Source organism: Micromonospora parva, from assembly GCF_040649675.1.
In the GTDB taxonomy this organism is placed as follows: Bacteria; Actinomycetota; Actinomycetes; order Mycobacteriales; family Micromonosporaceae; genus Micromonospora; species Micromonospora parva.
This window is the reverse complement of the sequence record NZ_JBEZFX010000008.1, coordinates 149897-174911: the sequence shown is the minus strand read 5'-3', so window position 1 is coordinate 174911 and position 25015 is coordinate 149897. Positions and strand designations below refer to the sequence as shown.

Genomic DNA, 25015 nt, shown 5'->3' with positions numbered 1-25015 from the left:
GGAGCGATGACCCGTGCCCGAAAACACCGCCTCGAACACCGGTTCCGCCCCCGTCGTCGGCACCGCCCGCGTGAAGCGCGGCATGGCCGAGATGCTCAAGGGCGGCGTGATCATGGATGTCGTCAACGCCGAGCAGGCCAAGATCGCTGAGGACGCCGGTGCCGTGGCGGTGATGGCCCTGGAGCGGGTGCCCGCCGACATCCGCGCGCAGGGCGGGGTGTCCCGGATGAGCGACCCCGACATGATCGACGGGATCATCGAGGCGGTCTCCATCCCGGTGATGGCCAAGGCCCGCATCGGTCACTTCGTGGAGGCGCAGATCCTCCAGTCGCTGGGTGTGGACTACGTCGACGAGTCCGAGGTGCTGACCCCGGCCGACTACGCGAACCACATCGACAAGTGGGCGTTCACGGTGCCCTTCGTCTGTGGCGCGACGAACCTGGGCGAGGCGCTGCGCCGGATCACCGAGGGTGCGGCCATGATCCGTTCCAAGGGCGAGGCGGGCACCGGTGACGTCTCCAACGCCACCACCCACATGCGGAAGATCCGCCAGGAGATCCGCCGGCTCTCCTCGCTGCCGGCCGACGAGCTGTACGTCGCGGCCAAGGAGCTGCAGGCCCCGTACGAGCTGGTCAAGGAGGTCGCCGAGAGCGGCAAGCTGCCGGTGGTGCTGTTCACCGCGGGCGGGATCGCCACTCCGGCCGACGCGGCGATGATGATGCAGCTCGGCGCGGAGGGTGTCTTCGTCGGCTCCGGCATCTTCAAGGCCGGCAACCCGGCCCAGCGGGCCGCCGCGATCGTCAAGGCGACCACCTTCCACGACGACCCGGACGTGCTGGCCAAGGTCTCCCGGGGGCTCGGCGAGGCGATGGTCGGCATCAACGTCGACGAGATCCCGCAGCCGCACCGCCTGGCCGAGCGCGGTTGGTGAGCGCGAGGAGTGAGCCGTTCTTGCGAGCCCCGCAGTCGCGAGGGAAGGACGGGTTGGTGAGCGCGCTCCCGCGAGCCCGACAGCCACGGAAGGAACGGTGCCGATGAGCCGGCCCACCATCGGTGTCCTCGCCCTTCAGGGGGACGTCCGGGAGCATCTGGCGGCGCTGACCGGGGCGGGCGCGGACGCCCGCCCGGTCCGCCGTCCGGGCGAGTTGGACGCGGTCGACGGCCTGGTCATCCCCGGCGGGGAGTCCACCACCATCAGCAAGCTCGTCGACATCTTCGAGCTGCGCGAGCCGATCGACAAGCGGATCGCCGACGGCATGCCCGTCTACGGCTCGTGCGCCGGCATGATCATGCTGGCCACCGAGGTGCTGGACGGCCGCGCCGACCAGCGCGGTTTCGCCGGCATCGACATGACGGTACGGCGCAACGCGTTCGGCCGGCAGGTCGACTCGTTCGAGGCGCCCGTGGAGATCACCGGCGTGCCGGGCGGGGGATTCCACGCGGTGTTCATTCGCGCGCCGTGGGTCGAACGGGTCGGCGCGGGCGTCGAGGTGATCGGCACGGTGACCGGTGGCCCGGCCGCCGAGCGGATCGTGGCGGTCCGGCAGGGCAACCTGCTGGCCACCTCGTTCCACCCCGAGCTGACGGGTGACCCGCGCGTCCACGCGTACTTCGTGGAGCTGGCGCGCACCGCCTGAGCGGCCGACCCGCGGCCGGGGCGGCGGCCCTTCCCCGCCCTTTCCCGGAACCCGAGCGGATCCTCGCCCGGCGCGCCCGGCACCCATCCCAAGATCGTGCTTGAACATGGATGTAGTGGTGTCGGCGTGCCGGGGAGGCCACTACTTCCTGGTTCGAGCAAGATCTTGGGCGTGGGGTCTGCACCGGTCGTCATCCCCCGCTGGAGGCGCACCCGGTGCCCCGGGCAGTCCCGGGTGTGACATGGCGGGGTGTGGCCTCGGTAAGATTGCCGCGGTTCGGCAGGGCCGTCGCCCGGCGCGGGCACTTCCCGCGGGGCCGATCGGCCGCCGGATCGCCGGATGCGGCGCGGAATCGGTGCGGCAGTCGACGCAGGCGTGCAATGACAGACGGAGGTAGAAGATGTCCGGCCACTCAAAGTGGGCGACGACCAAGCACAAGAAGGCCGTCATCGACGCCAAGCGCGGCAAGATGTTCGCCAAGCTGATCAAGAACGTCGAGGTGGCCGCGCGCACCGGCGGCGGTGACCCCTCGGGTAACCCGACGCTCTTCGACGCCATCCAGAAGGCGAAGAAGAGTTCGGTGCCGAACGACAACATCGATCGCGCCGTCAAGCGCGGCTCCGGCCTGGAGGCCGGCGGCGCCGACTGGCAGACGATCATGTATGAGGGGTACGGCCCGAACGGCGTGGCCATGCTCATCGAGTGCCTCACCGACAACCGCAACCGGGCGGCCACCGAGGTACGGACCGCGCTGACCCGCAACGGCGGCTCGCTCGCCGACGCCGGTTCGGTGTCGTACATGTTCTCCCGCAAGGGCGTGGTGATCGTCCCCAAGGAGGGCACCACCGAGGACGACGTGATGCTCGCCGTCCTGGACGCCGGTGCCGAAGAGGTCAACGACATCGGCGAGGCGTACGAGGTGGTCTCCGAGCCGACCGACCTGATCCCGGTGCGGACGGCCCTGCAGGACGCCGGCATCGAGTACGAGTCGGCCGAGTCCTCCCTGATCCCCAGCGTCAACGTGCCACTTGACGAAGAGGGCGCGCGCAAGATCTTCAAGCTGATCGACGTGCTGGAGGACTGCGACGACGTCCAGAACGTCTACGCCAACTTCGACGTCAGTGACGACGTGATGGCGGCGGTCGACGCCTGAGCCCGCCTCCGCCCGCCGCGATCGGGCACTGTCTGCCCCGACCGGGCCGGACAGGACAGATCGCTGATCCAGAGTGCACGATCGCGGTGGGGTTGGTGGGCGGTGAGGAGGTGCCGTGGTGGTGCAGCGGTTCGCGGCCGGCGACACGGTCATCCGGCGTGAGGTGCTGCGCGGGGAGGTCTGGTTCGGCTGCCCGACGATCTGCGTCGAGGACTCCGCCGACCTGCTCGTCCTCTATCTCCCGCCGGGGGCCGAGTTCGGCTTCCCGGCCGACGGGGTGTTCCCGTGCGGGCGGCACCCGTGGGAGGCCGCCGGGCACCACTCCTGGTCGGGGCACGGCAAGCTGATGCTGCAACGCCCCGGTGAGGCGCACTCGATCGACGTGTTCTGGTCGGGCCCGGGGCGCGACTTCGCCGGCTGGTACTTCAACCTTCAGGACCCGGTGCGGCGTACGCCGATCGGGGTGGACACCCTGGACCACGAGTTGGACCTGTGGTGGGCCGCGGACGCCGACCGGTACGTCTGGAAGGACGTGGAGATGTTCGCCCAGCGCCTCGTCGAGGGGCGCTACCCGGGCATGGGGGACGCCATCCAGGCCGAGGGTGACCGGATCGCCGCCCTGCTCGACACGGGTGAGCGCTGGTGGGACCCGGCGTGGGCCAGGTGGCAGCCCGACCCCGCCTGGTCGGCCCCGCGGCTGCCCGCCGGCTGGGACCGGGTGCCACCCGCGCACTGAGCGGCCCGCCCGGCCGGTCAGGCCGGTGTCGCACGGCGACGGGCGCCGGCATCCGATCAGGACACCGACGCCCGCACCGGCGAACCGTACTGCTCAGCCGATGGTCTCCCGTTCCCGCCAGGCGGTACGCAGGGAGGTTCGGCCGTTGGTGCGCAGCAGCGACCCCTCGTACACCCGGGCCCCGGCGACCACGAACGCGCCGGCGGCGAGCAGCAGGATGACCAGCGAGACGATCGGTTCCCAACCGGCCGCGTCACCGGTGAACAGTCGCAGCGGCATGGCCGTGGGCGACGAGAACGGCAGGTAGGACAGCACCCGCATCGCGGTGTCGTTGTCGTTCAGGAAGATCACCGCGAAGAACGGCAGCATCACGGCGAACTGCACCGGTGTCGACACGGCGGCGATGTCCTCCTGCCGGTTGGCCAGCGCGCCGGCCGCCGCCCACATCGCGGCGAGCAGCACGAAGCCGAGCAGGAAGAACGGCACGAACCAGCCGATCGCCGGGGCGAGCAGGGTGAGCAGGCCCCCGCTGTCACCCATCTGCAGCCCGATCACCGCCACCACCGCGATCAAGGCGATCTGTGCGAACGCCAGGATCGCGCCGGCCACCACCTTGCCGGCCAGCAGGGCCCGGACCGGCACGGCGGCCACCAGGATCTCCACGATCCGGGTCTGCTTCTCCTCGGTGACGCTCTGCGCGATCTGCAGGCCGAAGGTCTGCGAGGTGATGAAGAAGACGAACGCGAAGACGAACGGCACCAGGAACGCCACCACGGGGTCGACAGCGTCCGGGTCGAGCAGGCGTACGGTCGGCTGGCTGCTCAGGGCCCGCACCACGTCGTCGGGGGCCTCGTCCATGGCCACGACGGCGGGTCCGCCGACCACCGCTGCGTCCACGTCGCCGTCGCGGACGGCCCGCTCGGCGGCCCGGTCGTCGGGGACGACCTGGACCTCCAGCCCGGCGGCGCGCAGCGGCGCGGCCACGCTCTCGGTCGCCGCGACGGTGGACGGCCCGCCGGCGAGCAACGGCGGCAGGATGGTGCCGGCCGCCGCGATCAGCAGGAAGAAGAGGGTGCCGAACAGGAAGGTGCGGTCGCGGAGCTTGACGCGGATCTCGCGTTCGGCGACCAGCCGGGTGGCCTGGGTGACGTTCACTGGGTGACCTCTCGGAAGATCTCGGTGAGCGAGGGGCTGACCGGGCGGAAGGCGCGGACCGGGCCGCGGGCCAGAGCCGCCTGGAGGACGGGCTGCTCGTCGGCGCCGGCCGGCAGGTCGAAGACCACCCGGGGGCCGTCCAGCTCGACCACTGTCACCCCGGGGTGGTCGCGTACCCAACCGGCGTCGCCGGCGACCACCAGCTCGTAGCGGGGCACCGTGTACGAGTCGCGCAGCTGCTGCCGGCTGCCGGCGGCCCGGATCACCCCGTCCCCGATGATCACCAGGTCGTCGCAGAGGCGCTCCACGACGTCGAGCTGGTGACTGGAGAAGAGCACGGGCGCGCCGGCCGACGCCCGTTCCCGCAGCACGGCGACGACGGTGTCGACGGCCAGCGGGTCGAGCCCGGAGAACGGCTCGTCGAGCACCAGCACCTCGGGGTCGTGCACCAGCGCGGCGGCGATCTGCGCGCGTTGCTGGTTGCCCAGCGACAGCGTCTCCAGCAGGTCGTTTCCGCGTTCACCGAGCCCGACCCGCTCCAGCAGGGCGTCGGTGGCACGGCGTGCCGCGGCGGCGTCCAGGCCGTGCAGCCGGCCCAGGTAGGCGACCTGCTCCCGGGTGGTCATCTTCGGGTAGAGGCCGCGCTCCTCCGGCATGTACCCGAAGCGTCGGCGGTCCTGCCGGGTCAGCGCCGTGCCACCCCAACTGACCTCGCCCGCGTCGGCGGAGAGCACCCCCAGGATGATCCGCATGGTGGTGGTCTTGCCGGCGCCGTTGGCGCCCACGAAGCCGGTCATCCGCCCGGCAGCCACCTCGAAGGACACGTTGTTGAGCACCTGCCGGTCGCCGAAGCTGCGGTCGACGCCGTCGAGGCGAAGCGTTCTGGTCACGCGCTGATGCTAGATCGAGTACGCCGTTGCGCCGTCCGCCCGGCGGCGGAGCGGGCGGGTCCGCCGGGCGGTGGACGCCGGTCACCCGCCGGGGCGGACCACCCCGTTCTCGTACGCGAAGACCACTGCCTGCACCCTGTCACGCAGGCCGAGTTTGGCCAGCACCCGACTCACGTGCGTCTTCACCGTCGCCTCGCCCAGGTGGATGGTCGTGGCGATCTCGGCGTTGCTCGACCCGGCGGCGAGCAGCATCAGCACCTCCCGCTCGCGCGGGGTCAGCTCGGCCAACGCGGCCTCGGCGTCCGGGCCCCGGTGGGCGGTGCCTGTCGGGTCGCCGGGTCGGGCGAAGGTGGAGATCACCCGGCGGGTGATCTCCGGAGCGAGCAGACCGTCGCCCCTGGCCAGCACCCGGATCGCCTCGACCAGCTCCTCCGGCGTGCCGTTCTTGAGCAGGAAGCCGCTGGCCCCGGCCCGCAGCGCGGCGAAGAGATAGTCGTCGCGGTCGAAGGTCGTGAGGATCAGCACGGCCGGCCCACCGGGCCCGTCGGCGGTGATCTGCCGGGTGGCGTCCAGGCCGTCCATCCCGGGCATCTCCACATCCATGAGTACGACGTCCGGGCGGGTGGCCCGGGCCATCGCGACGGCCCGTTCGCCGTCGGCGGCCTCACCGACGACCTCGATGTCGTCCTCCACCTCCAGGATGACCCGGAAGCCGGTACGGACCAGGTGCTGGTCGTCGGCGAGCAGGACCCGGACCGTCGGGCCGGTGTCCGGTGTGTGGTGTGCCGCCGCGCTCATGCCGACGGCCCCGCGCCGGCTGCCGCCTGCTGCCTGTCGCTCGGCCTCGGCTGCGGGCTGATCGGGGCCGCCAGGGGGAAGCGGGCGCGTACCCGCCAACCGCCGCCGGCCCGCGGCCCGGCCTCCAGGTCGCCGTCGTGGGCGCCGACCCGTTCGCGCATCCCGATCAGTCCCAACCCGACGCTGTCGGCCCGGCCGCCGCCCCGTCCGTCGTCGGTCACGTCGACCTCCACCTCGCGGGCCAGGTAGCGGACCCGCACGTCCAACAGGTTCGCTCCGGCGTGCTTCAGGGTGTTGGTCACCGCCTCCTGCGTCACCCGGTAGGCCGCCTGCGAGACGGACGCGGGCAACGTGACAGCGTCGCCGTACACCCCGAGGGTGGTCGTCAGCCCGGCGGCGCGCGCCCGCTCGACGAGTTCGTCGATCCGCTCCAGGCCGCCGGCCGTCGGCGGCGCGGCGTCGGTCCCGGCGGTGGTCCGCAGCACGCCGAGCATCCGACGCAGCTCGTCGACGGCGGTGCGGGCGCTCTGCTCGATGGCGGTCAGTGCCGTGCGGGCCTTGCCCGGGTCGCGGTCGAAGACCCGGCGGCAGGCGGATGCCTGCACGCCCATCACCGACACGTGATGGGCCACCACGTCGTGCAGCTCCCGCGCGATCCGGACCCGTTCGCCGAGCACCGCCCGCTCCCGGGCCTCGGCCTGCGACCGGCGCAGGTCCTCGGCCTGGGTGCGCAGTTCGTGTTCGCGCCGCGCGGCCACCCACGCGGTCTCGCCGAAGAAGTACGCGAAACCGAACACCAGCACGTTGAGCAGGACGCCGGTGACCATCGCGGCGAGCACCGGCGGCACCGGTCCGACCGCACCGGCGAAGGCATCCGCCGGAATGTGGTCGATCATCACCGCGTAGTAGACCCCGAGCCAGGCGAACATCGTGGCGATCACCCCGACTCGCAGTCGGCGCGACAGCTGGCGGTCCTGCCCCCAGGCGCCGACGGTGTAGATGGCGCAGAACAGGGCCCAGGGGGAGAACTGCGTCTCGGGTGCCGATCGTGCCTGCGCGGCGATGAACATCACCGCGACGACCAGCAGGGTGGCGGCCGGCCACCGTCGTCGCCAGATCAGCGGCAGGGTCACCGCGACGGTCCAGAACAGTTGCTCCGGCCCGGACGGCGGCGGGCCCAGCAGGAACGCCCCGGTGCTGCGGGCCAGGGTGAGGCTCACCAGGGCCAGCCCGGTCATCCCCAACCCGAGCCACAGGTCGTTGCGGCGCTGCTCGGCCGTTGGACCGGGGCGGTGCCATTCCCCCTGCGGTGCGGCGGTCATCCGAGAACGATGCCACGTGCCCGCCCGGGCGGGGTCGGCGGGCGGGTCACTGCCGGCCAACGGGCGGGCGGCCCGGCGCGGGGTACGCGCCGGGCCGCCGTCTGAGGGTGTCGCTCACGCCGTCTGGCGTCGGGTCTTGATCGCGGTGTCGATCAGGTCCCAGACCACCACCACTGCCGTTCCCACCGCGATCGCCGCGCCGAGGAGGTTTCGGTTGTCGGCATCCGCCAGCCAGCTCAGCCGCTCGCCCAGGGCCGGGTTGAGCAGCCGGTCGGAGAGCGCCAACCACACCAGCGGCACGGAGAACGCCAGGTTGAGCAGCACCTTGGTGCCGAAGAGACGCCAGGTCCAGCGTCCGATCCGGTACTTGACGATCTCGAAGATCACGCTGGCGACCAGCACGACGATCAGCGCCGGCAGCCAGAACGACCAGAGAGCCGGGTCGAGGATCGCGATGTTCTCGCCGTCGGTGCCGCGCACCCAGGACTGGAAGTGCTGGATGGGCAGGTACGCGATGGTCGCCACCAGCATGACCACCGAGGCGATGGTGTCGGCGAGCGGGATGCCCCGGTGCACCGGGGCGTCGGGCAGCTGGTCGACCGTCCAGTCCGGCAGGTTCACCGGCGTTTGGGAGCGCTCGATGATGGCGAAGGTCAGGGTGAGCCAGAAGGCGATCTGCACCGCCACCTGCAGGGCGACGACGAGGCCCGGACCGATGGCTCCGAAACCTTTCCCCTCGGCCGCCTCGACGATGGTGACGATCGTGCCGACGAGCGCCGGGATGAAGCTGAGCAGCAGTTTCAGCAGCCGCAGCCAGACCAGGTAGTAGGTCGGGCCGATGAGCTGGAGTCGACGGTCGGCGTACCGGGCGGCCAGCACGTCCGGGTTGCCCAGCTCGGTGAGCACCTCCCGCTCGGCGGTGGTGGCGTCCTGCCCGCCGTCGGTCCGACCCTCGATCATGTCCTCGATGGAGGCCCGCAGCTCGCTGGCGATCTCGTCGCGGCGCTGGGCGGGCACCGAGCGCAGGGTGGCGGCGAGGTAGCGGTCGGTCAGGGTGTTCATCGGTCCACTCCTTGGATCAGCCCGGTGATGGAGGTCTGCACGGCGGCGAGGTCGTCGAGCAGCCGGCTCAGCATCGACTCGCCCTCGTCGCTGGTCCGGTAGAACTTGCGCGGCCGGCTCTCCGCGGTATTCCACTCGCTGGTCAGCAGCCCCTGGTCCTCCAGGCGGCGCAGCAGCGGGTAGAGCGTGTTGGCGTCGACCGGGAAGCCGTGGTCGGTGAGCCGTTGCAGCAGTGCGTAGCCGTAGTCCGGCCGGCGGAGCGCGACCAGGCTGGCCACCACGACGGTGCCTCGACGCAACTCCTGCAGGTGCGTCCGTAGAACATCCTCGCTAACCATGTGTCACACCATACTGTGTGCCACACACTAATGTCTAGCCCGACATCATCGTGTCCGCCCAACCTCCGAATCGGGCCGAGCGGCGACGCGGGGCGCCCGGTCGACACCGGACGCCCCGCGGGTGGGTCGAATCAGCAGGACCCGCCCTGCCGGAAGTTCCGCTCGACGAAGCTGGCCGGGCCGACCTGGAAGTAGCCCACCCCCGGCCGGATCGGGTGCCCGGTGAACAACTCCACCCGCGACCCGACCCGCACCAGGTACGCCTCGGCGTCCCCCGCGTCGTTGCGGATCAGCGACCCCCGTCGGCCGTAGATCGCCTCCAACTCGGCGAACGACATGCCGACACCGGCGCCGGCGGGAGATCGCGGCGGGTTGGTGGCCGTACCCACCTCCACCAGGCGCCCGTCGCGGAAGGCCAGCAGGAGCACACCCGCCCAGGAACCGGTGGCTCCGGCGTGCACCACCGGGCCGCAGCCCGACGCGGTCCAGTCGATGTGCCCGTTCGCGGTGAGCGCCGCCAGACTGGCGCCGATGCGGTACACACCGGCGCCACGCACGCTGAGCACCTGCGGGTGGCTGTGTCCGACGGCGGCGGCGAGCGGACCGCGCGCCGACGCGGGCGCGGTGCCGCCGACCGGGGGCGCGGCGGTCGCCGGACCGGCGACCGTCGCCGGGACGAGCGTGCCGAGCGCCAACGCGGCGGTGGTGAGGAGGATCGCGGGACGGTTCATGACGGCTCCTTCGGTGCGGGGTCTCCTGCCCTGTTAGTCACCGCGCCCGGGCCAACGGTTCGTCGAGATCGCGAACCGCTCGGTCTACTGTGCAGAGAAACGCCGACCGACCGCGCTGGCCGGGGGTGAGACGGTGACGGCTCCACTGCGGATCGGGCCCTACGCCATCGAGCGACTGCTCGGCGTCGGTTCGTTCGCGACGGTCTGGCTGGGTTACGACCGGGCGCTCGACGCGCACGTGGCGATCAAGGTGCTGGCCGAGAACTGGAGCCACGACCTACGCGTCCGGGAACGCTTCCTCGACGAGGCCCGGTTGCTGCGCCGGTTGGAGCACGAGCGGCTGATCCGGGTGCACGCCCTGGGTGAACTGCCCGACGGTCGGCCGTACGCGGTCCTGGCCTGGGCGGACGGGGGCAGCCTGCGGGACCGGCTGGCCGCCGGCGAGATCCCCGTGCCGGCGGCGTTGCGGCTGCTCGGCGAGGTCTGCGCCGGGGTCGCCGTGCTGCACCGGCACGGCGTCGTGCACCGCGATCTCACCCCCGGCAACATCCTGTTCCGCTGCGCCGGCCCTGACGGCGCGGAACAGGTGCTGATCGCCGACCTCGGTCTCGCCAAGGCGCTCGCCGCCGCCTCCGGGCTGACCGCCCGGGCCGGCACCCCGGGATACATGGCCCCCGAACAGGACGATCCAGGCGCGGTGGTCGACACCCGCGCCGACGTGTACGGGCTCGGCCGCCTCGGCATCCGGCTGCTGGCCGCCGACCCGACCGGAGCGAACCCGACCAGCCCCGATCCGCACCGGCGCACCCCGGGGCTCCGACTGCGGCACGACGTGCCCGCGGCGGTCGCGGCGGTGCTCGCCCAGGCCACCGCCCACCGCCCGGCCGACCGCTACCCCGACGCCGCCACCCTGCACGCCGCGTTGACCCGTGCGAGCGACCCGGCGCGGCTGACCATCGCGACCGGTCCCGTACCGCGGCAGCCGCCACCGCGACCGGGGGCCCGCCGCCGGTTGCGGCTGGCCGGGGCCACGATGGTGGCCGTCGTCGCGGTGGGCGCGGTGGGCGCCGAGTCGGGTGGCGCCGGGTCGGCTCGGCCGGTCGGCGGCACGTACACGGCCGGGCCGCTGACCGTGGCGTTGCCGGCCGGCTGGTCCGCCACGGGTGCCACCTGGGCCGGTCAGTACGGTGCCGACGGCGAACCCGAACCAGCCCTGGTGATGTCGCCGCAACCGCGCCGGTGGGCCGTCGACCCTCGCCTGCCCGGCGCGTTCGTGGGCCTCTCCGCGAGCACGGCGGCACGCACCACGCCGGCCGGTTTCCTGGCTGAGCGAACGCACGGCGACTGCACGCCGGCACCGGCCCGGACCACCCGGCAGGCGGGCATCGAGTGGATCGTGGTGGCGTACCGCTGCGACCGGGACCGGCCGCAGATCATCGAGTCGGCCGCCCTGCACCCCGGCCGGGCCGCCCTGGTGTACGTGCAGCTCACCCCGCCGGCGCAGAGCGGACCCACCTTCGTGGACACCCTGCTCGCCGGGGTACGCCTGCGGTAGGTGCCGAACGCGCCCTAGCGGACCACCACTGTGACGGTGTGCTCCCGGTCGTTTTTGGGGATCGTCACGGCGACGGTGCCGGGGCGGACGAAGCGGATGTCCACCACGCCCGCCTCGTACTGCTGGGAGACCAACTCCGGGCGGTCCACGGTGACGAGGCCCGGCCCGATGCCCTGGATCCGCAGCACCGCGCCGGTGGCGAAGCAGAGCGACTTCAGCAGCTCGATCTCGGTCTCGGCGAGCGGCAGGTCGTAGCGGACCGCGCCCAGACAGGCCGGCGTCGTGTCGGTCGGCGGGGGAGTCGTTCGGGGCGTACCAGTGGTCCTGCTGGGGGTTGGCGGTGCGGCGGACGGGCGCGTGCCGGTCGGCGGCGGTCGCGACGGCGACCCGGTGGGCGCGGGGACCGCCGTGCTCGCCGGGATCGGGGAGGGGGTCGGCGTCGAGCGGGTCGGGGCGGGCGGTTGGACGGGCAGCGGCGAGACGGCGTCGGTGCCGCAGGCGGCGACCCCCACCGTGGCCGTGAGGACCACGACGAGCCGGCGCAGCGACAGCGGGTTCATTCGGCGTCGAGTCGTTGGCGGACCTGCCGCCGGGCCAGGTGCAACCGGGACTTCACGGTGCCCACCGGCACGTCGAGCAGGGCGGCGATCTCCGGGTAGCTCAGCCCCAGGACGTCGCGCAGGGCGACCACCTCGGCGAGGTCGGGGTGGACCGCGTCGAAGGCGTCGAGCAGGTCGAGGCGGGTGCCCGCGATCACGCTGGTCCGCCGGGGGTCGGCCTCGTCGGGCAGCGGCACGCCGCCGGCCTCCAGTCGGCAGCGGCGGCGCAGCGTGCGGTACGTGGAGCGGGCCCGGTTGGCGGTCAGCCGGTGCAGCCAGGTGCGGAACGAGGAGCGCCCCTCGAACCGGGCGATGCTGCCGGCCAGCGCCAGCAGGGCGTCCTGGCAGGCTTCCTCGGCGTCCTCCCGGTTGGGCAGGAACCGGGCGCACAGCCGCAGCACCTCCGGGCGCACCGCGACCAGCAGGGCGTTCAGCGCGGCCGGGTCGCCGTGCGCGGCGGACCGGGCCAGCGCGTCGATGTCGTCCGCGTCGGGCATGCCGGGTGTCCAATGCTCGCCGGTGCCGATCCCCGGAGCGTACGACCGCCGCCGCCGTAGTGGCCCCGTACCGTCCGGCACCCGACGCGAACCGGCACCCGACGCGAACCGGCGCCCTACTCGAAGCGGGACACGTCCCCGGCGCCCCGGCGCAGAATCTCCGGCTCGGGCCCGGACAGGTCGATCACCGTCGTCGGCTCCATGCCGCAGTCGCCGGCGTCGAGCACCGCGTCGAGCTGGTGGTCGAGCCGTTCCTTGATCTCCCAGCCCTGCGTCATCGGCTCCTCGTCGCCGGGCAGGACCAGCGTGCTGGACACCAGCGGCTCGGCCAGCTCGGCCAGCAGCGCCTGGGTGACGACGTGCCTTGGCACCCGCACGCCGACGGTTCGCTTCTTCGGGTGCAGCATCCGGCGGGGCACCTCTCGGGTGGCCGGCAGGATGAACGTGTAGCTGCCCGGGGTGGACGCCTTCACCAGCCGGAAGACCGCGTTGCTGATCTGCACGAACTGGCCGAGCTGCGCGAAGTCGTGGCAGACCAGGGTGAAGTGGTGCCGGTCGTCGAGGTGCCGGATCTGCCGGATGCGGTCGAGTCCGTCCTGGTTGCCCAGCTGGATGCCGAGCGCGTAGCAGGAGTCGGTCGGGTAGGCCACCAGCCCACCGCCGCGGATCAGGTCGGCGACCTGGCCGATGACCCGGGGCTGCGGGTTCTCCGGGTGCACGTCGTAGTACCTCGCCATCCTGGAGAGCCTAGGCCCATCCGGGGACGATCAGGAGACGAGGGCCACCCTCGGCGCGGACGGTGGAGCCGCCGAGATCACCTCGGTAGGGTAGGTCCCGGTCGGCTCCGACCAACAAGATCCACACCGCCGGGGGGCGCCACGCATGGCTGATTCGTTCGCGCATCTGCACGTGCACACCGAGTACTCGATGCTCGACGGAGCGGCCCGACTGAAGGACCTGTTCGCCGAGGCCAAGCGGCTGGGCATGCCCGCTGTGGCGATCACCGACCACGGCAACATGCATGGCGCGAACGACTTCTACAACCAGGCGATGGCCGCCGGGATCACCCCGATCCTGGGCGTCGAGGCGTACGTGGCGCCGGAGTCGCGCTACCACAAGGCGCGGGTCAAGTGGGGTCGCCCGGAGCAGAAGAGCGACGACATCTCCGGTAACGGCGCGATCACCCACAAGACGATGTGGGCGAAGAACGCGCAGGGCCTGAAGAACCTCTTCACCCTCAACTCGCGCGCCTCCATGGAGGGGCACTACGTCAAGTGGCCCCGGATGGACATGGAGCTGATCGCCGAGCACGCCGAGGGGATCATGGCCACCACCGGCTGCCCGTCCGGCGCGGTGCAGACCCGGCTGCGGCTGGGCCAGTTCGACGAGGCGCTCAAGGTCGCCGCCAGCTACCAGGACATCTTCGGCAAGGAGAACTACTTCCTGGAGATCATGGATCACGGCCTCTCCATCGAGAGCCGGGTCCGCGAGGGGCTCACCGAGATCGCCCGCAAGCTGGACATCCCGCCGGTGGTCACCAACGACTCGCACTACACCCACGAGGCCCAGGCCACCGCCCACGACGTGCTGCTCTGCGTGCAGACCGGCAGCAACATCGACGACCCCAACCGGTTCCGGTTCGAGGGCGGCGGCTACTTCATCAAGAGCGCCGACCAGATGCGCGCCGTGGACTCGTCCGAGCTGTGGCAGGAGGGCTGCCGCAACACCCTGCTGGTCGCCGAGAAGGTCGACCCGAAGGGCATGTTCGAGTTCCACAACCTGATGCCGCGCTTCCCGGTGCCCGAGGGTGAGACCGAGGAGTCCTGGTTCCGCAAGGAGACCTTCGCCGGTCTGGGCCGCCGCTACCCGAACGGCATCCCGGAGGGGCACGTCGTCCAGGCGGAGTACGAGCTGGGCGTCATCAACCAGATGGGCTTCCCGTCCTACTTCCTCGTGGTCGCCGACTTCATCCAGTGGGCGAAGAACCAGGGCATCGCGGTGGGTCCGGGCCGTGGTTCGGCCGCCGGCTCGCTGGTGGCGTACGCACTGGGCATCACCGACCTGGACCCGATCCAGCACGGCCTGATCTTCGAGCGGTTCCTGAACCCCGAGCGGGTCTCGATGCCGGATGTCGACATCGACTTCGACGAGCGCCGGCGCGGTGAGGTGATCAAGTACGTCACCGACAAGTGGGGCGAGGACAAGGTCGCCCAGATCGCGACCTTCGGCACGATCAAGGCGAAGGCCGCGATCAAGGACTCGGCCCGGGTCCTCGGCTTCCCGTACGCGGTCGGCGACCGGATCACCAAGGCCATGCCGCCGGCGGTGATGGGCAAGGACATCCCGCTCACCGGCATCTTCGACAACAAGCACCCCCGCTACGCCGAGGCGGGCGAGATCCGCGGCCTGTACGACTCCGACCCGGACGTCCGCAAGGTGATCGACACCGCCAAGGGCATCGAGGGGCTGATCCGGCAGACCGGTGTGCACGCCGCCGGCGTCATCATGTCCGCCGAGCCGATCATCGAGCACATCCCGTTGATGCGCCGCGACGCCGACGGGGCGATCATCACGCAGTTCGACTACCCGACCTGCGAGTCGCTCGGGCTGCTGAAGATGGACTTCCTCGGCCTGCGCAACCTGACGATCATCGACGACGCGGTCAAGAACATCGAGCTGAACCACGGCCTGAAGCTCGACCTGCTGGCCCTGCCGCTGGACGACAAGGCCGCGTACGAGCTGCTGGCCCGCGGTGACACCCTCGGCGTGTTCCAGCTCGACGGTGGGCCGATGCGGTCGCTGCTGCGGTTGATGAAACCGGACAACTTCGAGGACATCTCCGCCGTCCTGGCCCTGTACCGGCCCGGCCCGATGGGCGTCGACTCGCACACCAACTACGCGCTGCGCAAGAACGGCCTGCAGGAGATCACCCCGATCCACCCGGAGCTGGAGGAGCCGCTGCGGGAGATCCTGGCGCCCACCCACGGCCTGATCGTCTACCAGGAGCAGGTGCAGCGGGCCGCGCAGATCCTCGCCGGTTACAGCCTCGGTCAGGCGGACCTGCTGCGCCGGGCCATGGGTAAGAAGAAGAAGGAGATCCTCGACAAGGAGTTCATCCCGTTCCGGGACGGCTGCCGCGAACGCGGCTACTCCGACGAGGCGATCCAGGCCGTCTGGGACGTCCTGGTGCCGTTCGCCGGGTACGCGTTCAACAAGGCGCACTCCGCCGCGTACGGGCTGGTCTCCTACTGGACCGCGTACCTGAAGGCGCACTACCCGGCCGAGTACATGGCCGGGCTGCTGACCAGCGTCGGCGACGACAAGGACAAGATGGCGCTCTACCTGGCCGAGTGTCGCCGGATGCGCATCCAGGTGCTGCCACCGGACGTGAACACCTCGGCCGGGCCGTTCACCCCGGTCGGCAAGGACATCCGCTTCGGCCTGGCCGCCGTGCGCAACGTCGGGGCGAACGTGGTCGCCTCGATCATGCGCTGCCGGGAGGAGAAGGGCGACTACACCGACTTCTACGACTTCCTGTCCAAGGTGGACGCGGTGGTCTGCAACAAGAAGACCATCGAATCGCTGATCAAGGCGGGCGCGTTCGACTCGATGGACCACCCCCGCAAGGGGCTGCTCGCGGTGCACGCCGACGCGATCGACGCGTACGCCGACGTCAAGCGCAAGGAGGCCGTCGGCCAGTACGACCTGTTCGGCGCCGGCTTCGGTGACGCCGACACCGGCAGCACCACTGTGATGCCGACCATCGGCGACAGCGAGTGGGACAAGCGCGACAAGCTGGCCTTCGAACGAGAGATGCTCGGCCTGTACGTCTCCGACCACCCGCTGTTCGGCCTGGAGCACATTCTCAACGCGGCGGCCGACACCACCATCGCCTCGCTGGCCGAGGAGGGGGCGGTGCCCGACGGGGCGGTCGTCACCCTCGCCGGCATTCTCTCCGGGGTGCAGCGCCGGGTCACCAAGCAGGGCCGGGCCTGGGCGTCGGCCACCCTGGAGGACCTGGCCGGCGGGGTGGAGACGCTGTTCTTCCCCAACACCTACGAGGTGATCGGGCAGTACATCGCCGAGGACGCCATCGTGGTGGTCAAGGGTCGGGTGGACCGCCGCGACGACACCCCACGGATCATGGCGATGGACATGTCCATGCCGGACGTCAGCACCAGCGCCACCAACAAGCCGGTCACCCTCACCATCCCGGTGCACCGGTGCACACCACCGCTGGTCGAACGGCTCAAGGAAACCCTGGTGCTGCACCCGGGTGACACCGAGGTGCACGTCAAGCTGCAGAACGGCGGGCGTACCACCACCCTGCGGCTGGGGCCGTTCCGGGTGGCGCCGACGACCGCCCTGATGGGTGACCTGAAGAGCGTCCTCGGCCCGGCCAACGTGAGCTGACCGGGCCTCGGCCCGGCGAGGGTGAGCTGACCGGGGCCTCGGCCCGGCCGGGCGTTCGTCCGACCGGGCCGGGGACACCGCCGGGCTCAGCCCCGGTCGGGGGCGCTGATCTCCCGCAGTTGGCCGTCGGCCAGCCGCAACCAGCGCTGCACGCCGATCTCCGCGAGGAACCGTTCGTCGTGGCTGACCACCACGAACGCCCCCTGGTACGCGGCGAGCGCGCTCTCCAACTGACCGACGCTGACCAGGTCCAGGTTGTTCGTCGGCTCGTCGAGCAGCAGCAGTTGCGGTGCCGGTTCGGCGCAGAGCACACAGGCGAGGGTGGCGCGTAGCCGCTCGCCACCGGAGAGCACCCCGACGGGCAGGTTGACCCGGGCGCCCCGGAACAGGAACCGGGCGAGCAGGTTCATCCGCTTGGCGTCCGGCAGGCTCGGCGCGTACGCGGCGAAGTTCTCCGCCACCGTACGGTCGAGGTCCAGCAGGTCCAGCCGCTGCGACAGGTACGCGATCCGCCCGTCGGCCCGCCGGATGTCGCCGCCGGCCGGTTCCAGGTCGCCGGTGACCAGCCGCAGCAGCGTCGACTTGCCGACGCCGTTCGCCCCGGTGAGAGCGATCCGTTCCGGCCCCCGGATCACCAGGTCCGCGCCGTCGCCGCCGAACAGGTCCCGGCCGTCGAAGCGGGCCTGCATCCCCTGGCCGGAGAAGACCGTGCGCCCGCCCGGGACGCTGGTGTCCGGCAGGTCGACCGTGATCCGGTCCTCGTCGCGTACCGCCCGCCCCGCCTCGTCGAGTCGGGCCTTGGCCTGCCCGAGCCGGCCGGCGTGCGTCTCCTGCGCCCTGCCCGCCGACTCCTGCGCGCTGCGCTTGAGACCGCCGGCCACGATCCGGGCCAGACCGGCGTTCTTGAGGTTCTTGGCGGCGTTGCTGGCCCGCCGGTCGGCGCGCTCCCGGGCCTGCTGCATCTCCCGCTTCTCCCGCTTGACCTCCTGCTCGGCGTTGCGCAGGTTGCTCTCGGCGACCTCCCGCGCCGCCTGCACCGCCTCGGTGTACGCGGTGAAGTTGCCCCCGTACCAGCGGATCTCGCCCCGGTCCAGCTCGGCGATGCGGTCCATCCGGTCCAGCAGTTCCCGGTCGTGGCTGACCAGCAGCAGACACCCGGACCAGCCGGTGAGCACGTCGTAGAGCTTGTGCCGGGCGTCCAGGTCCAGGTTGTTCGTCGGCTCGTCGAGCAGCAGCACGCTCGGGTGGCGCAGCAGTTGCGCCGCCAGGCCGAGGGAGACCACCTGACCGCCGCTGAGGGTGTGCAGCCGCCGGTCGAGCGACAGCTCACCCAGGCCGAGCCGGTCCAACTCCGAGCGGGTGCGCTCCTCGATGTCCCAGTCGTCGCCGATGGTGGCGAAGTGTTCCTCGCTCGCGTCGCCGGCCTCGATGGCGTGCAACGCCGCGACCCGCTCGGCCACGCCCAGCACTTGCGCCACGCTCAGGTCACCGGCCAGGGGCAGCGTCTGCGGGAGGTAGCCGAGCAGGCCGTCGACGGTGACGCTGCCACCACTGGGCCGCAGCTCCCCGGCGATCAGCCGCAGCAGGGTGCTCTTGCCGGCGCCGTTGGGCGCGACCAGGCCGGTGCGACCGCCCGGCACCGTGAAGGACAGGTCCGAGAAGACCGGGGTGTCGTCCGGCCACGAGAAGGACAGATTCGAGCAGACGATGAAGGCATCAGACATGGCGAGTGACCTCAGAGGGTGGGCTGGGCGTGCGTAAGCCGCCCGACGACGAACGGGAACGGTGGAACGACGTCATGGCCACCGCGGCTGCGCCTTACGCGCGCCGAACCGATGGCCGAACACATCCGGTCTCACCCGGAGATGTCGTCGTCACCCGCCATGTCTGGTCTCCCTGGTCGTACCACTGACCCAACGCCGCCGAGTCTAACAACGGATCTCCGCCCCGCCACCGGGTTACCAGCCAGGTGCCGCTTCGCGGTATCGGACAGCCACTTCGGCGCAGCCGGCGCTAGGAAACGTCGAAGAGGCGTAGCCCGTCGTACTCGGCGAAGTCGGCGAAATCTTTGCCGTTGAAAGTCGCCAGTGGCAGCCGGTCGACCAGGCAGCAAGCCGCGATCCAGGAGTCGTTGGTCGGTCGGGGGAGCCCTCGGTGCTGAGCCCGTGCTTGGAGGTGACCCCAGGTGACCGCCACCGCCTCGTCGAAGGGAAGCAGCACGATTCCCGAACGCCACTGCGCGAGATCAGCCAGCTTGCGCGGACCCCAGCTGCGCAGTGCCGTCCACTTGGTCAGCTCGCCGAGCGTCACGAAGGTGATGCAGAGGGTCTTACCGGCCAGGCGGGCACGGAGACGTTCAGGTAGGCGCCCGCGGAGGATTGCTGACGCTACGTCGGTGTCCAGAACGACGAGGCTCATGCGGCGCCGGCCCGCCGAGAGGTGTACAGGTCGGTGAGGAACTCGTCCAGTTCCTCGTCCGACTCGAAGAGACCCGGACGGGCCAGGTCGTCCACGGAGGCGACCGGCTGGACGCCCTGACGACGGGCCAACTCCTCGGCCGGCACGTGGTCAGTCGTCGGCCATTCGGGCATCTGTTCGGCATTGCTCGACGTCACGGCTCGCTCCTGCATATCGGGTCGGCCCAATTCTTCCACCTCCGACATCGATGGGCGGCATCTCGCGTTGATGTCGGAGAGTCAAGCTGTACCGCGCTCAGCGGGGTCGGTATTCGACCTCGGGGCGGCCGGGGGTGCCGTATCGGGGGGTGCGCGCGGCCCGGTCGACGGTCACCAGGTACTCCAGATAGCGGCGGGCGGTCACCCGGGAGATGCCGGTCAGCGCGCTCACCTCGGTCGCGGACAGCCCGGCCGCCGCGCGGGTGCCGTCGGTGAGGGCGGCGCGTACCCGATCAAGGGTCTGCGCGTCGAGCCCCTTCGGCAGGCTGTGCCCGGCGGTGCCGCGCAGGGTGGCGAACATCTGGTCCACCTCGTGCTGGGCGGCGACCTCGCCGTCGGCGAGCGCCTGGGCGCGGTAGTCGGCGTAGCGCTCCAGCTTGTCGCGGAACGCGGCGAACGTGAACGGTTTGAGCAGGTAGTGGGTCACCCCGAGGGACACGGCGGTGCGCACCACCGCCAGGTCCCGCGCGGACGTCACGGCCAGCACGTCCACGCTGCTGCCGGCTGCCCGCAGCGCCCGGCACACGTCCAGGCCGTGCAGGTCGGGCAGCCGAAAATCCAGGAGTACGAGGTCCACGCCGCCGCCGTGGTCGGCGCGCAGGGCCGCCATCGCCGCCCGCGCGGTGTGCGCCACCCCGACCACGACAAAACCCCGAACCCGTTCGGTGTACGCGGCGTGCGCCTCGGCCAGCAGCGGCTCGTCCTCGACGACGAGCACCCGGATGTCGGTCATGACCGCTCGATCCGGCTCGGCAGCCGGACGGTGAACCGGCTGCCGCCGTCGTCCGAGCGATCCACCTCGGCGCTGCCGCCGTGCCGGCGCACCACCTGCCCGACCAGCGCCAGGCCGAGGCCGCGGCCGGTGCTCTTGGTGGACCAGCCGCGCCGGAACGCGTCGGCGACCCGCTCCGGTGCCAGCCCGGGGCCGCTGTCGGCGACCCGGACCACCAGTTCGTCGTCGGCCGCGCCGACGAAGACGCGTACGCGGCGGGGCGCCGGGGTGCCGGCCACCGCTTCGAGCGCGTTGTCGACCAGGTTGCCGACCACGGTGAGCAGGTCAGCGGTCGGCAGCGGGCTGTCGTCGAGGCGGCAGTCCGGTTCGACGATCAGGTCCACTCCGCGCTCGCCGGCCTGCGCGGACTTGCCGAGCAGCAGGGCCGCGAGCGCCGGTTCGGTCACCGCGCCGACCACCCGGTCGGTCAGCTGCTGGGCGAGGGCCAGGTCGCGGGTGCCGAGCCGGACGGCCTCCTCGGTGCGGCCCAGCTCGACCAGGGTCAGCACGGTGTGCAGCCGGTTGGCCGACTCGTGGGTCTGCGCCTGCAACGCCTCGGTCAGCGCCCGCACCGAATCCAGCTCACTGGCCAGGGTGCGCAGCTCGGTCTGGTCGCGCAGGGTCAGCACGGTGCCGAGCGCCGCGCCCTCGAAACGGGCGGTCCGCTGGTTGGCGACGAGCACCCGGTCACCGGCGAGGATCGGCTCGTCGCGGGCGTCGCGCCCGGAGTCGAGCAACTCGGCCGCCGCGGGCGGCAGGTCGATCCCGGCCACCGGCTGATCGATCACCGGCGCGTCCGCGTCGAGCCCCAACAGTCGGCGGCCCTCGTCGTTCACCAGCGCCACCCGACGATCGGTGGTCAGCACGACGAGACCTTCGCGCACCGAGTGCAGAACGGCGTCGTAGTACTCGTACATCCGGGTCATCTGCGCCGGCCCCAGACCGTGCGTCTGGCGACGCAGCCGGCGGCTGAGCAGCCAGGAGCCCGTCGCGGCGAGCGCCAGAGCCGGCGCGGCCACCCCGAACAGCACCGGCAGTTGGCCGAGCAGCTTACGGTCGATGGCCCGGGTGGTGATGCCCACCGAGACCAGACCGACGAGGTGCCGCTGCTCGTCGTACACGGGAACGACAGCGCGCACCGACTCGCCGAGCGTGCCGACGTTCGTGGTGGTGAAGGGGTGGCCGGCCAGGGCGGGCCCGATCTCGCCGACGAACGGCTGGCCGATGCGCTCGCGGGTGGGGTGTGAGAAACGGGTGCGGTCGGGGGCCATCACCACCACGAAGTCGGTGCCCGTGGCCAGCCGGGTCGATTCGGCGTACGGCTGCAGGATGCTGGCCGGATCGGCGGTGGTGAGGGCGGCGCGGACGTCGGGGGAGCGCGCCACCGTCTGCGCCACCGCGAGCACCTCCTCCTGCGCGGCCTGGCGGGAGTCGCTGCGGGCCAGCCAGACGGCGCCCGCCGCGCCGGCCAGCACCAGCAACGTCACCACCATCGCCTGGAGGGCGAAGAGTTGCCCCGCGATGCTCCACTGGCGTCGGGCCACCTCCACCACCTCCTCGTCGCGCCGCCGTTGCTGCCATCGCGGTGAACAGAATGACCGCAAGGCTGTCAACGGGTGAGACGCGCTTCACATTGTCGACATGGACACCACCACATCCGCCACCACCCCGGCGCCGGCGGTCCGCCGGGACCGTACCCGTTACCTGTATCTGGCCGTCATCGTGGCCGTCGTCGCCGGCATCGTGGTCGGCCTGGTCGCCCCCGATTTCGGCAAGGAACTCAAGCCGATCGGCACCGGCTTCGTCAACCTGATCAAGATGATGATCAGCCCGGTCATCTTCTGCACCATCGTGCTCGGCGTCGGCTCGGTCCGGCAGGCCGCGAAGGTCGGCAAGGTCGGCGGCCTGGCCCTCGGCTACTTCCTGACCATGTCGACGGTCGCGCTCGCCATCGGCCTGGTCGTCGGCAACCTCATCCACCCCGGCTCCGGCCTGAACCTCGGCCCGGACCTCGCCGGCTCGGGCAAGGCCGCCGCCGGTGACGAGGCCGCCGGTACCGCCGACTTCCTGCTCGGGATCATCCCGACGACGCTGCTCTCCGCCCTCACCGAGGGCAAGGTGCTCCAGACGCTGCTGGTCGCCCTGCTGGTCGGGTTCGCCGTCCAGGCCATGGGACAGCGGGGTGAGCCGGTGCTCAGCGCCATCACCGTCGTCCAGCGGGTCGTCTTCAAGGTCCTCGCCATGATCATGTGGCTGGCGCCGATCGGCGCGTTCGGCGCGATGGCCGCCGTGGTCGGCGCGACCGGCGTGGACGCCCTCAAGAGCCTCGCCCAGATCATGGTGGGCTTCTACGTCACCTGTCTGATCTTCGTGCTGGTCTTCCTGGGCGCGCTGCTGTGGTTCGTGGCCCGGATCTCGATCTTCTCGCTGCTGCGTTATCTCGGCCGGGAGTTCCTGCTGATCCTGTCCACCTCGTCGTCGGAGTCGGCGCTGCCGCGGCTGATCGCCAAGATGGAACACTTCGGCGTGAGCAAGCCGGTCGTCGGCATCACGGTGCCGACCGGCTACTCGTTCAACCTGGACGGTACGGCGATCTACCTGACCATGGCGTCGCTGTTCATCGCCGACGCGCTGGGCAAGCCACTCGCTGTCGGCGAGCAGATCTCGCTGCTGCTGTTCATGATCATCGCCTCGAAGGGCGCCGCCGGAGTCACCGGCGCCGGGCTGGCCACGCTGGCCGGCGGCCTCCAGTCGCACCGACCGGACCTCGTCGACGGGGTCGGACTGATCGTCGGCATCGACCGGTTCATGTCGGAGGCGCGGGCGCTGACCAACTTCGCCGGCAACGCGGTGGCGACAGTGCTGGTGGGAACCTGGACCGGCGAGTTCGACCGGGACCGGGCGGTCGGGGTGCTGAGCGGCAACGACCCGTTCGACGAGGCCACCATGGTCGACGAGCACGACGACGCGGCGCCGCGCCCCGACGAGAGGGAGACCGCGCCGGCCGGAGCGTCGGCCTGACGCACGGACGTGGACCGGGCTTCGCGGTGGCCCCGGCCGCCGTGATCCCGGTCCGCGCCGTGTTCTGCGGTCCACCCCGTGATGCCGGTCCACCCCGTGATCTCGGTCCACGTCGTGATCTCGGTCCACGTCGTGATCTCGGTCCGCGCCGTGATCCACTCCGCTTTCTGAATATCGGGGTATCCGAACGGCCCCGACACCGCGCTTTCCTGAAATCCGAGTCGATCTCCGGGCGGCGGGCGGCGATCTCCAGGCGGCGAGCGGCGGGAGCGGGCGGCAAGGGCTGGATGGCGGCGGTGTCAGCGTCGGCGTGCGCGCCACATCGTGTGTTCCCGGGAAATCGCCGTCTCCGTGTCATTCACGAACCGCGACAGCTCGGCTTCCGTACTGATCCGGGTGGCCAGTGACCCCATGGCGGCAAGCTCCTGGCTGGCCAGCGCGTAGGCGGTCGCCACCGCGCCGTGTTGCCGCGTCTGGGTCCAGGCCGCGCCGGCCGCGACCGCCGCGGCGGCCACCCCGAGCAGGTCGAGGTCCGTCAGTCCGGCAGCCCTCGACACGGCCAGGGTCACCCCGACGATCTCCAGCACGAGCATGGTCACCGACCAGCCGGTCGCCCGCGCCCGGTTCGCCAGTGACCGTTCGGCGTACCAGGCCCGCTGGGCCTCGAGACGGCCGACCAGGTACGCGGCGCGGCGCTCCTCAAGGGGGGTGGCGCGCAGCGCACGCATTCCGTCAGTGATCTGTTGCCCGGCCACCGCGGGAGCCGCCAACCCGGCGGCCGACATGTCCCCGGTCAGGCCCAACAATCGGTTGGTGAATTCCTGAACGCTGTCCGATTCGCTCTGCGATCGGGGAAAAGGGTCAGCCGCGACGGTGAATCGCCAGGTGAGTGATTTGATGGATTCGGAGAGGGCCCTGCCGACGTACCACCGTTCATTCGGACGATTGGTGAGGAGAAAGACCTCGACGATCGAGGTGGCGGCGAACGCGCCCGCCGCCAGCGCCGGGCCGAGGGCGAAATTGTCGAGCTTCCAGGTGGCGACTCCCGCGACAGCGGCCACCAGGAGCAGGGACAGCCGCAGCGCGACAAGGGTGGCGTACACGCGTTGGCCGCGCTGCGACTCATCGGACACGGCGCGCTGAAACGGGGGAAGATCCTCGGCCTTCAGCATGTCGTTGACCCTCTCGACAGAACATCCAGGACATCGACAGTCGGACGCCAGCCGCTGTAGACAGTAGACACCCCTGTCCACCCCCACTCCCACCCGTCACCCCTGGTGATCAAGAGGTTTGCGTCACGACACACCGGGATGGATGACGGAAAGCTCTTGATCACCAGGGCGGTGGACGTCGATCCGGGTGGGGGCGGGGATGATGTGGGGGTGGAGATGGGGGAGGCGCTGAGGTTGGCCCGGTCGCAGTTGTGGTCGGACCGGGCCCGCGCCGGGCGTCACCTGAGCGCTGTCGTTGGGCGGAAGCCGGTGGACACCGTGGTGCGGAGCCTGCTTCTCGACAGCGCGAACACCGCGGTCACCGACGCCACCGCCGAGGAACTGCTGCGGCGTCGTGACGCAGCCGGCCTGCGTCTCATCGCGGCAGCGTGGCATGTCGCTGAGCCGGAGCAGGGGATCATCTCACCGGTTGCCTGAGCGCCGCCTTCT

At 71.3% G+C, this 25015-nt stretch carries 24 protein-coding genes; 8 read left to right on the top strand and 16 right to left on the bottom strand.

Features of this window, described 5'->3' with window-relative positions:
* The first annotated feature begins 13 nt into the window (after positions 1–13).
* From pdxS to AB0C03_RS21195, 4 genes are all read left to right on the top strand, one after another.
* Positions 14–931, top strand: a complete 918-nt coding sequence (pdxS, locus tag AB0C03_RS21210) for a pyridoxal 5'-phosphate synthase lyase subunit PdxS (protein WP_030336887.1) — start codon at positions 14–16, stop codon at positions 929–931.
* A gap of 103 nt (positions 932–1034) precedes the next feature.
* Complete coding sequence (gene pdxT / locus AB0C03_RS21205) at positions 1035–1637, top strand: pyridoxal 5'-phosphate synthase glutaminase subunit PdxT (RefSeq protein WP_030336889.1); 603 nt, start codon at positions 1035–1037, stop codon at positions 1635–1637.
* A 400-nt stretch (positions 1638–2037) separates the two neighbouring features.
* Positions 2038–2790: a YebC/PmpR family DNA-binding transcriptional regulator gene (locus tag AB0C03_RS21200; RefSeq protein ID WP_030336891.1), complete on the top strand. Its 753-nt coding sequence runs from the start codon at positions 2038–2040 to the stop codon at positions 2788–2790.
* A gap of 115 nt (positions 2791–2905) precedes the next feature.
* Positions 2906–3526, top strand: coding sequence for a ribonuclease FAU-1 family protein (locus AB0C03_RS21195; protein WP_030336893.1), 621 nt, complete (start codon positions 2906–2908; stop codon positions 3524–3526).
* A 93-nt stretch (positions 3527–3619) separates the two neighbouring features.
* Here AB0C03_RS21195 and AB0C03_RS21190 read toward each other — a convergent pair whose 3' ends face one another.
* The 7 genes from AB0C03_RS21190 to AB0C03_RS21160 form a co-directional block, all read right to left on the bottom strand.
* Positions 3620–4681, bottom strand: coding sequence for an ABC transporter permease (locus AB0C03_RS21190; protein WP_210866835.1), 1062 nt, complete (start codon positions 4679–4681; stop codon positions 3620–3622).
* Positions 4678–5571, bottom strand: a complete 894-nt coding sequence (locus AB0C03_RS21185; RefSeq protein ID WP_210866836.1) for an ABC transporter ATP-binding protein — start codon at positions 5569–5571, stop codon at positions 4678–4680. The genes AB0C03_RS21190 and AB0C03_RS21185 overlap by 4 nt, the downstream gene beginning before the upstream one ends.
* A gap of 81 nt (positions 5572–5652) precedes the next feature.
* A complete protein-coding gene (locus AB0C03_RS21180) occupies positions 5653–6369 on the bottom strand; it encodes a response regulator (protein ID WP_357638496.1) in 717 nt (238 codons plus the stop codon).
* Positions 6366–7691, bottom strand: a complete 1326-nt coding sequence (locus AB0C03_RS21175) for a sensor histidine kinase (protein WP_030336900.1) — start codon at positions 7689–7691, stop codon at positions 6366–6368. The genes AB0C03_RS21180 and AB0C03_RS21175 overlap by 4 nt, the downstream gene beginning before the upstream one ends.
* A gap of 114 nt (positions 7692–7805) precedes the next feature.
* Entirely contained in the window at positions 7806–8753 is a 948-nt protein-coding gene (locus AB0C03_RS21170) for a permease prefix domain 1-containing protein (protein WP_030336902.1), read from the bottom strand.
* Complete coding sequence (locus AB0C03_RS21165; RefSeq protein WP_030336904.1) at positions 8750–9091, bottom strand: PadR family transcriptional regulator; 342 nt, start codon at positions 9089–9091, stop codon at positions 8750–8752. The genes AB0C03_RS21170 and AB0C03_RS21165 overlap by 4 nt, the downstream gene beginning before the upstream one ends.
* Before the next feature lie 131 nt (positions 9092–9222).
* Positions 9223–9822, bottom strand: coding sequence for a hypothetical protein (locus AB0C03_RS21160; protein WP_030336907.1), 600 nt, complete (start codon positions 9820–9822; stop codon positions 9223–9225).
* Positions 9823–9955: 133 nt separating this feature from the next.
* Here AB0C03_RS21160 and AB0C03_RS21155 point away from each other — a divergent pair, with 133 nt between their 5' ends.
* Positions 9956–11377: a serine/threonine-protein kinase gene (locus tag AB0C03_RS21155; protein WP_357638493.1), complete on the top strand. Its 1422-nt coding sequence runs from the start codon at positions 9956–9958 to the stop codon at positions 11375–11377.
* A 14-nt stretch (positions 11378–11391) separates the two neighbouring features.
* Here AB0C03_RS21155 and AB0C03_RS21150 read toward each other — a convergent pair whose 3' ends face one another.
* The 3 genes from AB0C03_RS21150 to AB0C03_RS21140 all read right to left on the bottom strand — a co-directional run bounded on the left by AB0C03_RS21150 (position 11392) and on the right by AB0C03_RS21140 (position 13210).
* Positions 11392–11937 carry a hypothetical protein gene (locus AB0C03_RS21150; RefSeq protein ID WP_357638491.1) on the bottom strand — a complete coding sequence of 182 codons (546 nt, stop codon included), beginning with the start codon at positions 11935–11937 and terminating at the stop codon, positions 11392–11394.
* Positions 11934–12473 carry an RNA polymerase sigma factor gene (locus AB0C03_RS21145; RefSeq protein ID WP_357638489.1) on the bottom strand — a complete coding sequence of 180 codons (540 nt, stop codon included), beginning with the start codon at positions 12471–12473 and terminating at the stop codon, positions 11934–11936. Before AB0C03_RS21145 ends, AB0C03_RS21150 begins: the two co-directional genes overlap by 4 nt.
* Positions 12474–12589: 116 nt before the next feature.
* Positions 12590–13210 (bottom strand): L-threonylcarbamoyladenylate synthase, encoded by a 621-nt coding sequence (locus tag AB0C03_RS21140; protein WP_357638487.1) that lies wholly within the window; start codon positions 13208–13210, stop codon positions 12590–12592.
* A gap of 145 nt (positions 13211–13355) precedes the next feature.
* Here AB0C03_RS21140 and dnaE point away from each other — a divergent pair, with 145 nt between their 5' ends.
* On the top strand, positions 13356–16886 hold the full coding sequence (dnaE, locus tag AB0C03_RS21135) for a DNA polymerase III subunit alpha (RefSeq protein WP_357638486.1): 3531 nt from the start codon (positions 13356–13358) through the stop codon (positions 16884–16886).
* A gap of 86 nt (positions 16887–16972) precedes the next feature.
* Here the strand turns inward: dnaE and abc-f are convergent, their stop codons facing one another.
* From abc-f to AB0C03_RS21110, 5 genes are all read right to left on the bottom strand, one after another.
* Positions 16973–18610, bottom strand: coding sequence for a ribosomal protection-like ABC-F family protein (gene abc-f / locus AB0C03_RS21130; protein ID WP_357638484.1), 1638 nt, complete (start codon positions 18608–18610; stop codon positions 16973–16975).
* Between the two features lie 289 nt (positions 18611–18899).
* A complete protein-coding gene (locus tag AB0C03_RS21125) occupies positions 18900–19304 on the bottom strand; it encodes a type II toxin-antitoxin system VapC family toxin (RefSeq protein WP_357638482.1) in 405 nt (134 codons plus the stop codon).
* On the bottom strand, positions 19301–19501 hold the full coding sequence (locus AB0C03_RS21120) for a hypothetical protein (protein WP_156057918.1): 201 nt from the start codon (positions 19499–19501) through the stop codon (positions 19301–19303). The genes AB0C03_RS21125 and AB0C03_RS21120 overlap by 4 nt, the downstream gene beginning before the upstream one ends.
* A 97-nt stretch (positions 19502–19598) precedes the next feature.
* Entirely contained in the window at positions 19599–20294 is a 696-nt protein-coding gene (locus AB0C03_RS21115) for a response regulator transcription factor (protein WP_030336918.1), read from the bottom strand.
* Entirely contained in the window at positions 20291–21877 is a 1587-nt protein-coding gene (locus AB0C03_RS21110; RefSeq protein ID WP_030336920.1) for an ATP-binding protein, read from the bottom strand. Before AB0C03_RS21110 ends, AB0C03_RS21115 begins: the two co-directional genes overlap by 4 nt.
* A 97-nt stretch (positions 21878–21974) precedes the next feature.
* On the opposite strand from AB0C03_RS21110, the gene AB0C03_RS21105 reads away from it, so the two are divergent.
* Positions 21975–23354 carry a cation:dicarboxylate symporter family transporter gene (locus AB0C03_RS21105; RefSeq protein WP_030336922.1) on the top strand — a complete coding sequence of 460 codons (1380 nt, stop codon included), beginning with the start codon at positions 21975–21977 and terminating at the stop codon, positions 23352–23354.
* A 299-nt stretch (positions 23355–23653) separates the two neighbouring features.
* Here the strand turns inward: AB0C03_RS21105 and AB0C03_RS21100 are convergent, their stop codons facing one another.
* Entirely contained in the window at positions 23654–24607 is a 954-nt protein-coding gene (locus AB0C03_RS21100; RefSeq protein ID WP_357638478.1) for a DUF4231 domain-containing protein, read from the bottom strand.
* Between the two features lie 57 nt (positions 24608–24664).
* On the opposite strand from AB0C03_RS21100, the gene AB0C03_RS21095 reads away from it, so the two are divergent.
* Entirely contained in the window at positions 24665–25003 is a 339-nt protein-coding gene (locus tag AB0C03_RS21095) for a hypothetical protein (protein WP_357638476.1), read from the top strand.
* The last annotated feature ends 12 nt before the right edge of the window (positions 25004–25015 follow it).

Excerpts from the sequence above, each read along its gene's own strand:
- AB0C03_RS21140 (WP_357638487.1), bottom strand. The coding sequence starts at position 13,210 with ATGGCGAGGTACTACGACGTGCACCCGGAGAACCCGCAGCCCCGGGTC.
- AB0C03_RS21170 (WP_030336902.1), bottom strand. The coding sequence starts at position 8,753 with ATGAACACCCTGACCGACCGCTACCTCGCCGCCACCCTGCGCTCGGTG.
- AB0C03_RS21125 (WP_357638482.1), bottom strand. The coding sequence starts at position 19,304 with ATGAGCCTCGTCGTTCTGGACACCGACGTAGCGTCAGCAATCCTCCGC.
- AB0C03_RS21180 (WP_357638496.1), bottom strand. The coding sequence starts at position 6,369 with ATGAGCGCGGCGGCACACCACACACCGGACACCGGCCCGACGGTCCGG.
- AB0C03_RS21150 (WP_357638491.1), bottom strand. The coding sequence starts at position 11,937 with ATGAACCCGCTGTCGCTGCGCCGGCTCGTCGTGGTCCTCACGGCCACG.
- AB0C03_RS21115 (WP_030336918.1), bottom strand. The coding sequence starts at position 20,294 with ATGACCGACATCCGGGTGCTCGTCGTCGAGGACGAGCCGCTGCTGGCC.
- AB0C03_RS21160 (WP_030336907.1), bottom strand. The coding sequence starts at position 9,822 with ATGAACCGTCCCGCGATCCTCCTCACCACCGCCGCGTTGGCGCTCGGC.
- dnaE (WP_357638486.1), top strand. The coding sequence starts at position 13,356 with ATGGCTGATTCGTTCGCGCATCTGCACGTGCACACCGAGTACTCGATG.
- AB0C03_RS21175 (WP_030336900.1), bottom strand. The coding sequence starts at position 7,691 with ATGACCGCCGCACCGCAGGGGGAATGGCACCGCCCCGGTCCAACGGCC.
- AB0C03_RS21095 (WP_357638476.1), top strand. The coding sequence starts at position 24,665 with ATGGATGACGGAAAGCTCTTGATCACCAGGGCGGTGGACGTCGATCCG.
- abc-f (WP_357638484.1), bottom strand. The coding sequence starts at position 18,610 with ATGTCTGATGCCTTCATCGTCTGCTCGAATCTGTCCTTCTCGTGGCCG.
- AB0C03_RS21165 (WP_030336904.1), bottom strand. The coding sequence starts at position 9,091 with ATGGTTAGCGAGGATGTTCTACGGACGCACCTGCAGGAGTTGCGTCGA.
- AB0C03_RS21105 (WP_030336922.1), top strand. The coding sequence starts at position 21,975 with ATGGACACCACCACATCCGCCACCACCCCGGCGCCGGCGGTCCGCCGG.
- pdxT (WP_030336889.1), top strand. The coding sequence starts at position 1,035 with ATGAGCCGGCCCACCATCGGTGTCCTCGCCCTTCAGGGGGACGTCCGG.
- AB0C03_RS21145 (WP_357638489.1), bottom strand. The coding sequence starts at position 12,473 with ATGCCCGACGCGGACGACATCGACGCGCTGGCCCGGTCCGCCGCGCAC.
- AB0C03_RS21200 (WP_030336891.1), top strand. The coding sequence starts at position 2,038 with ATGTCCGGCCACTCAAAGTGGGCGACGACCAAGCACAAGAAGGCCGTC.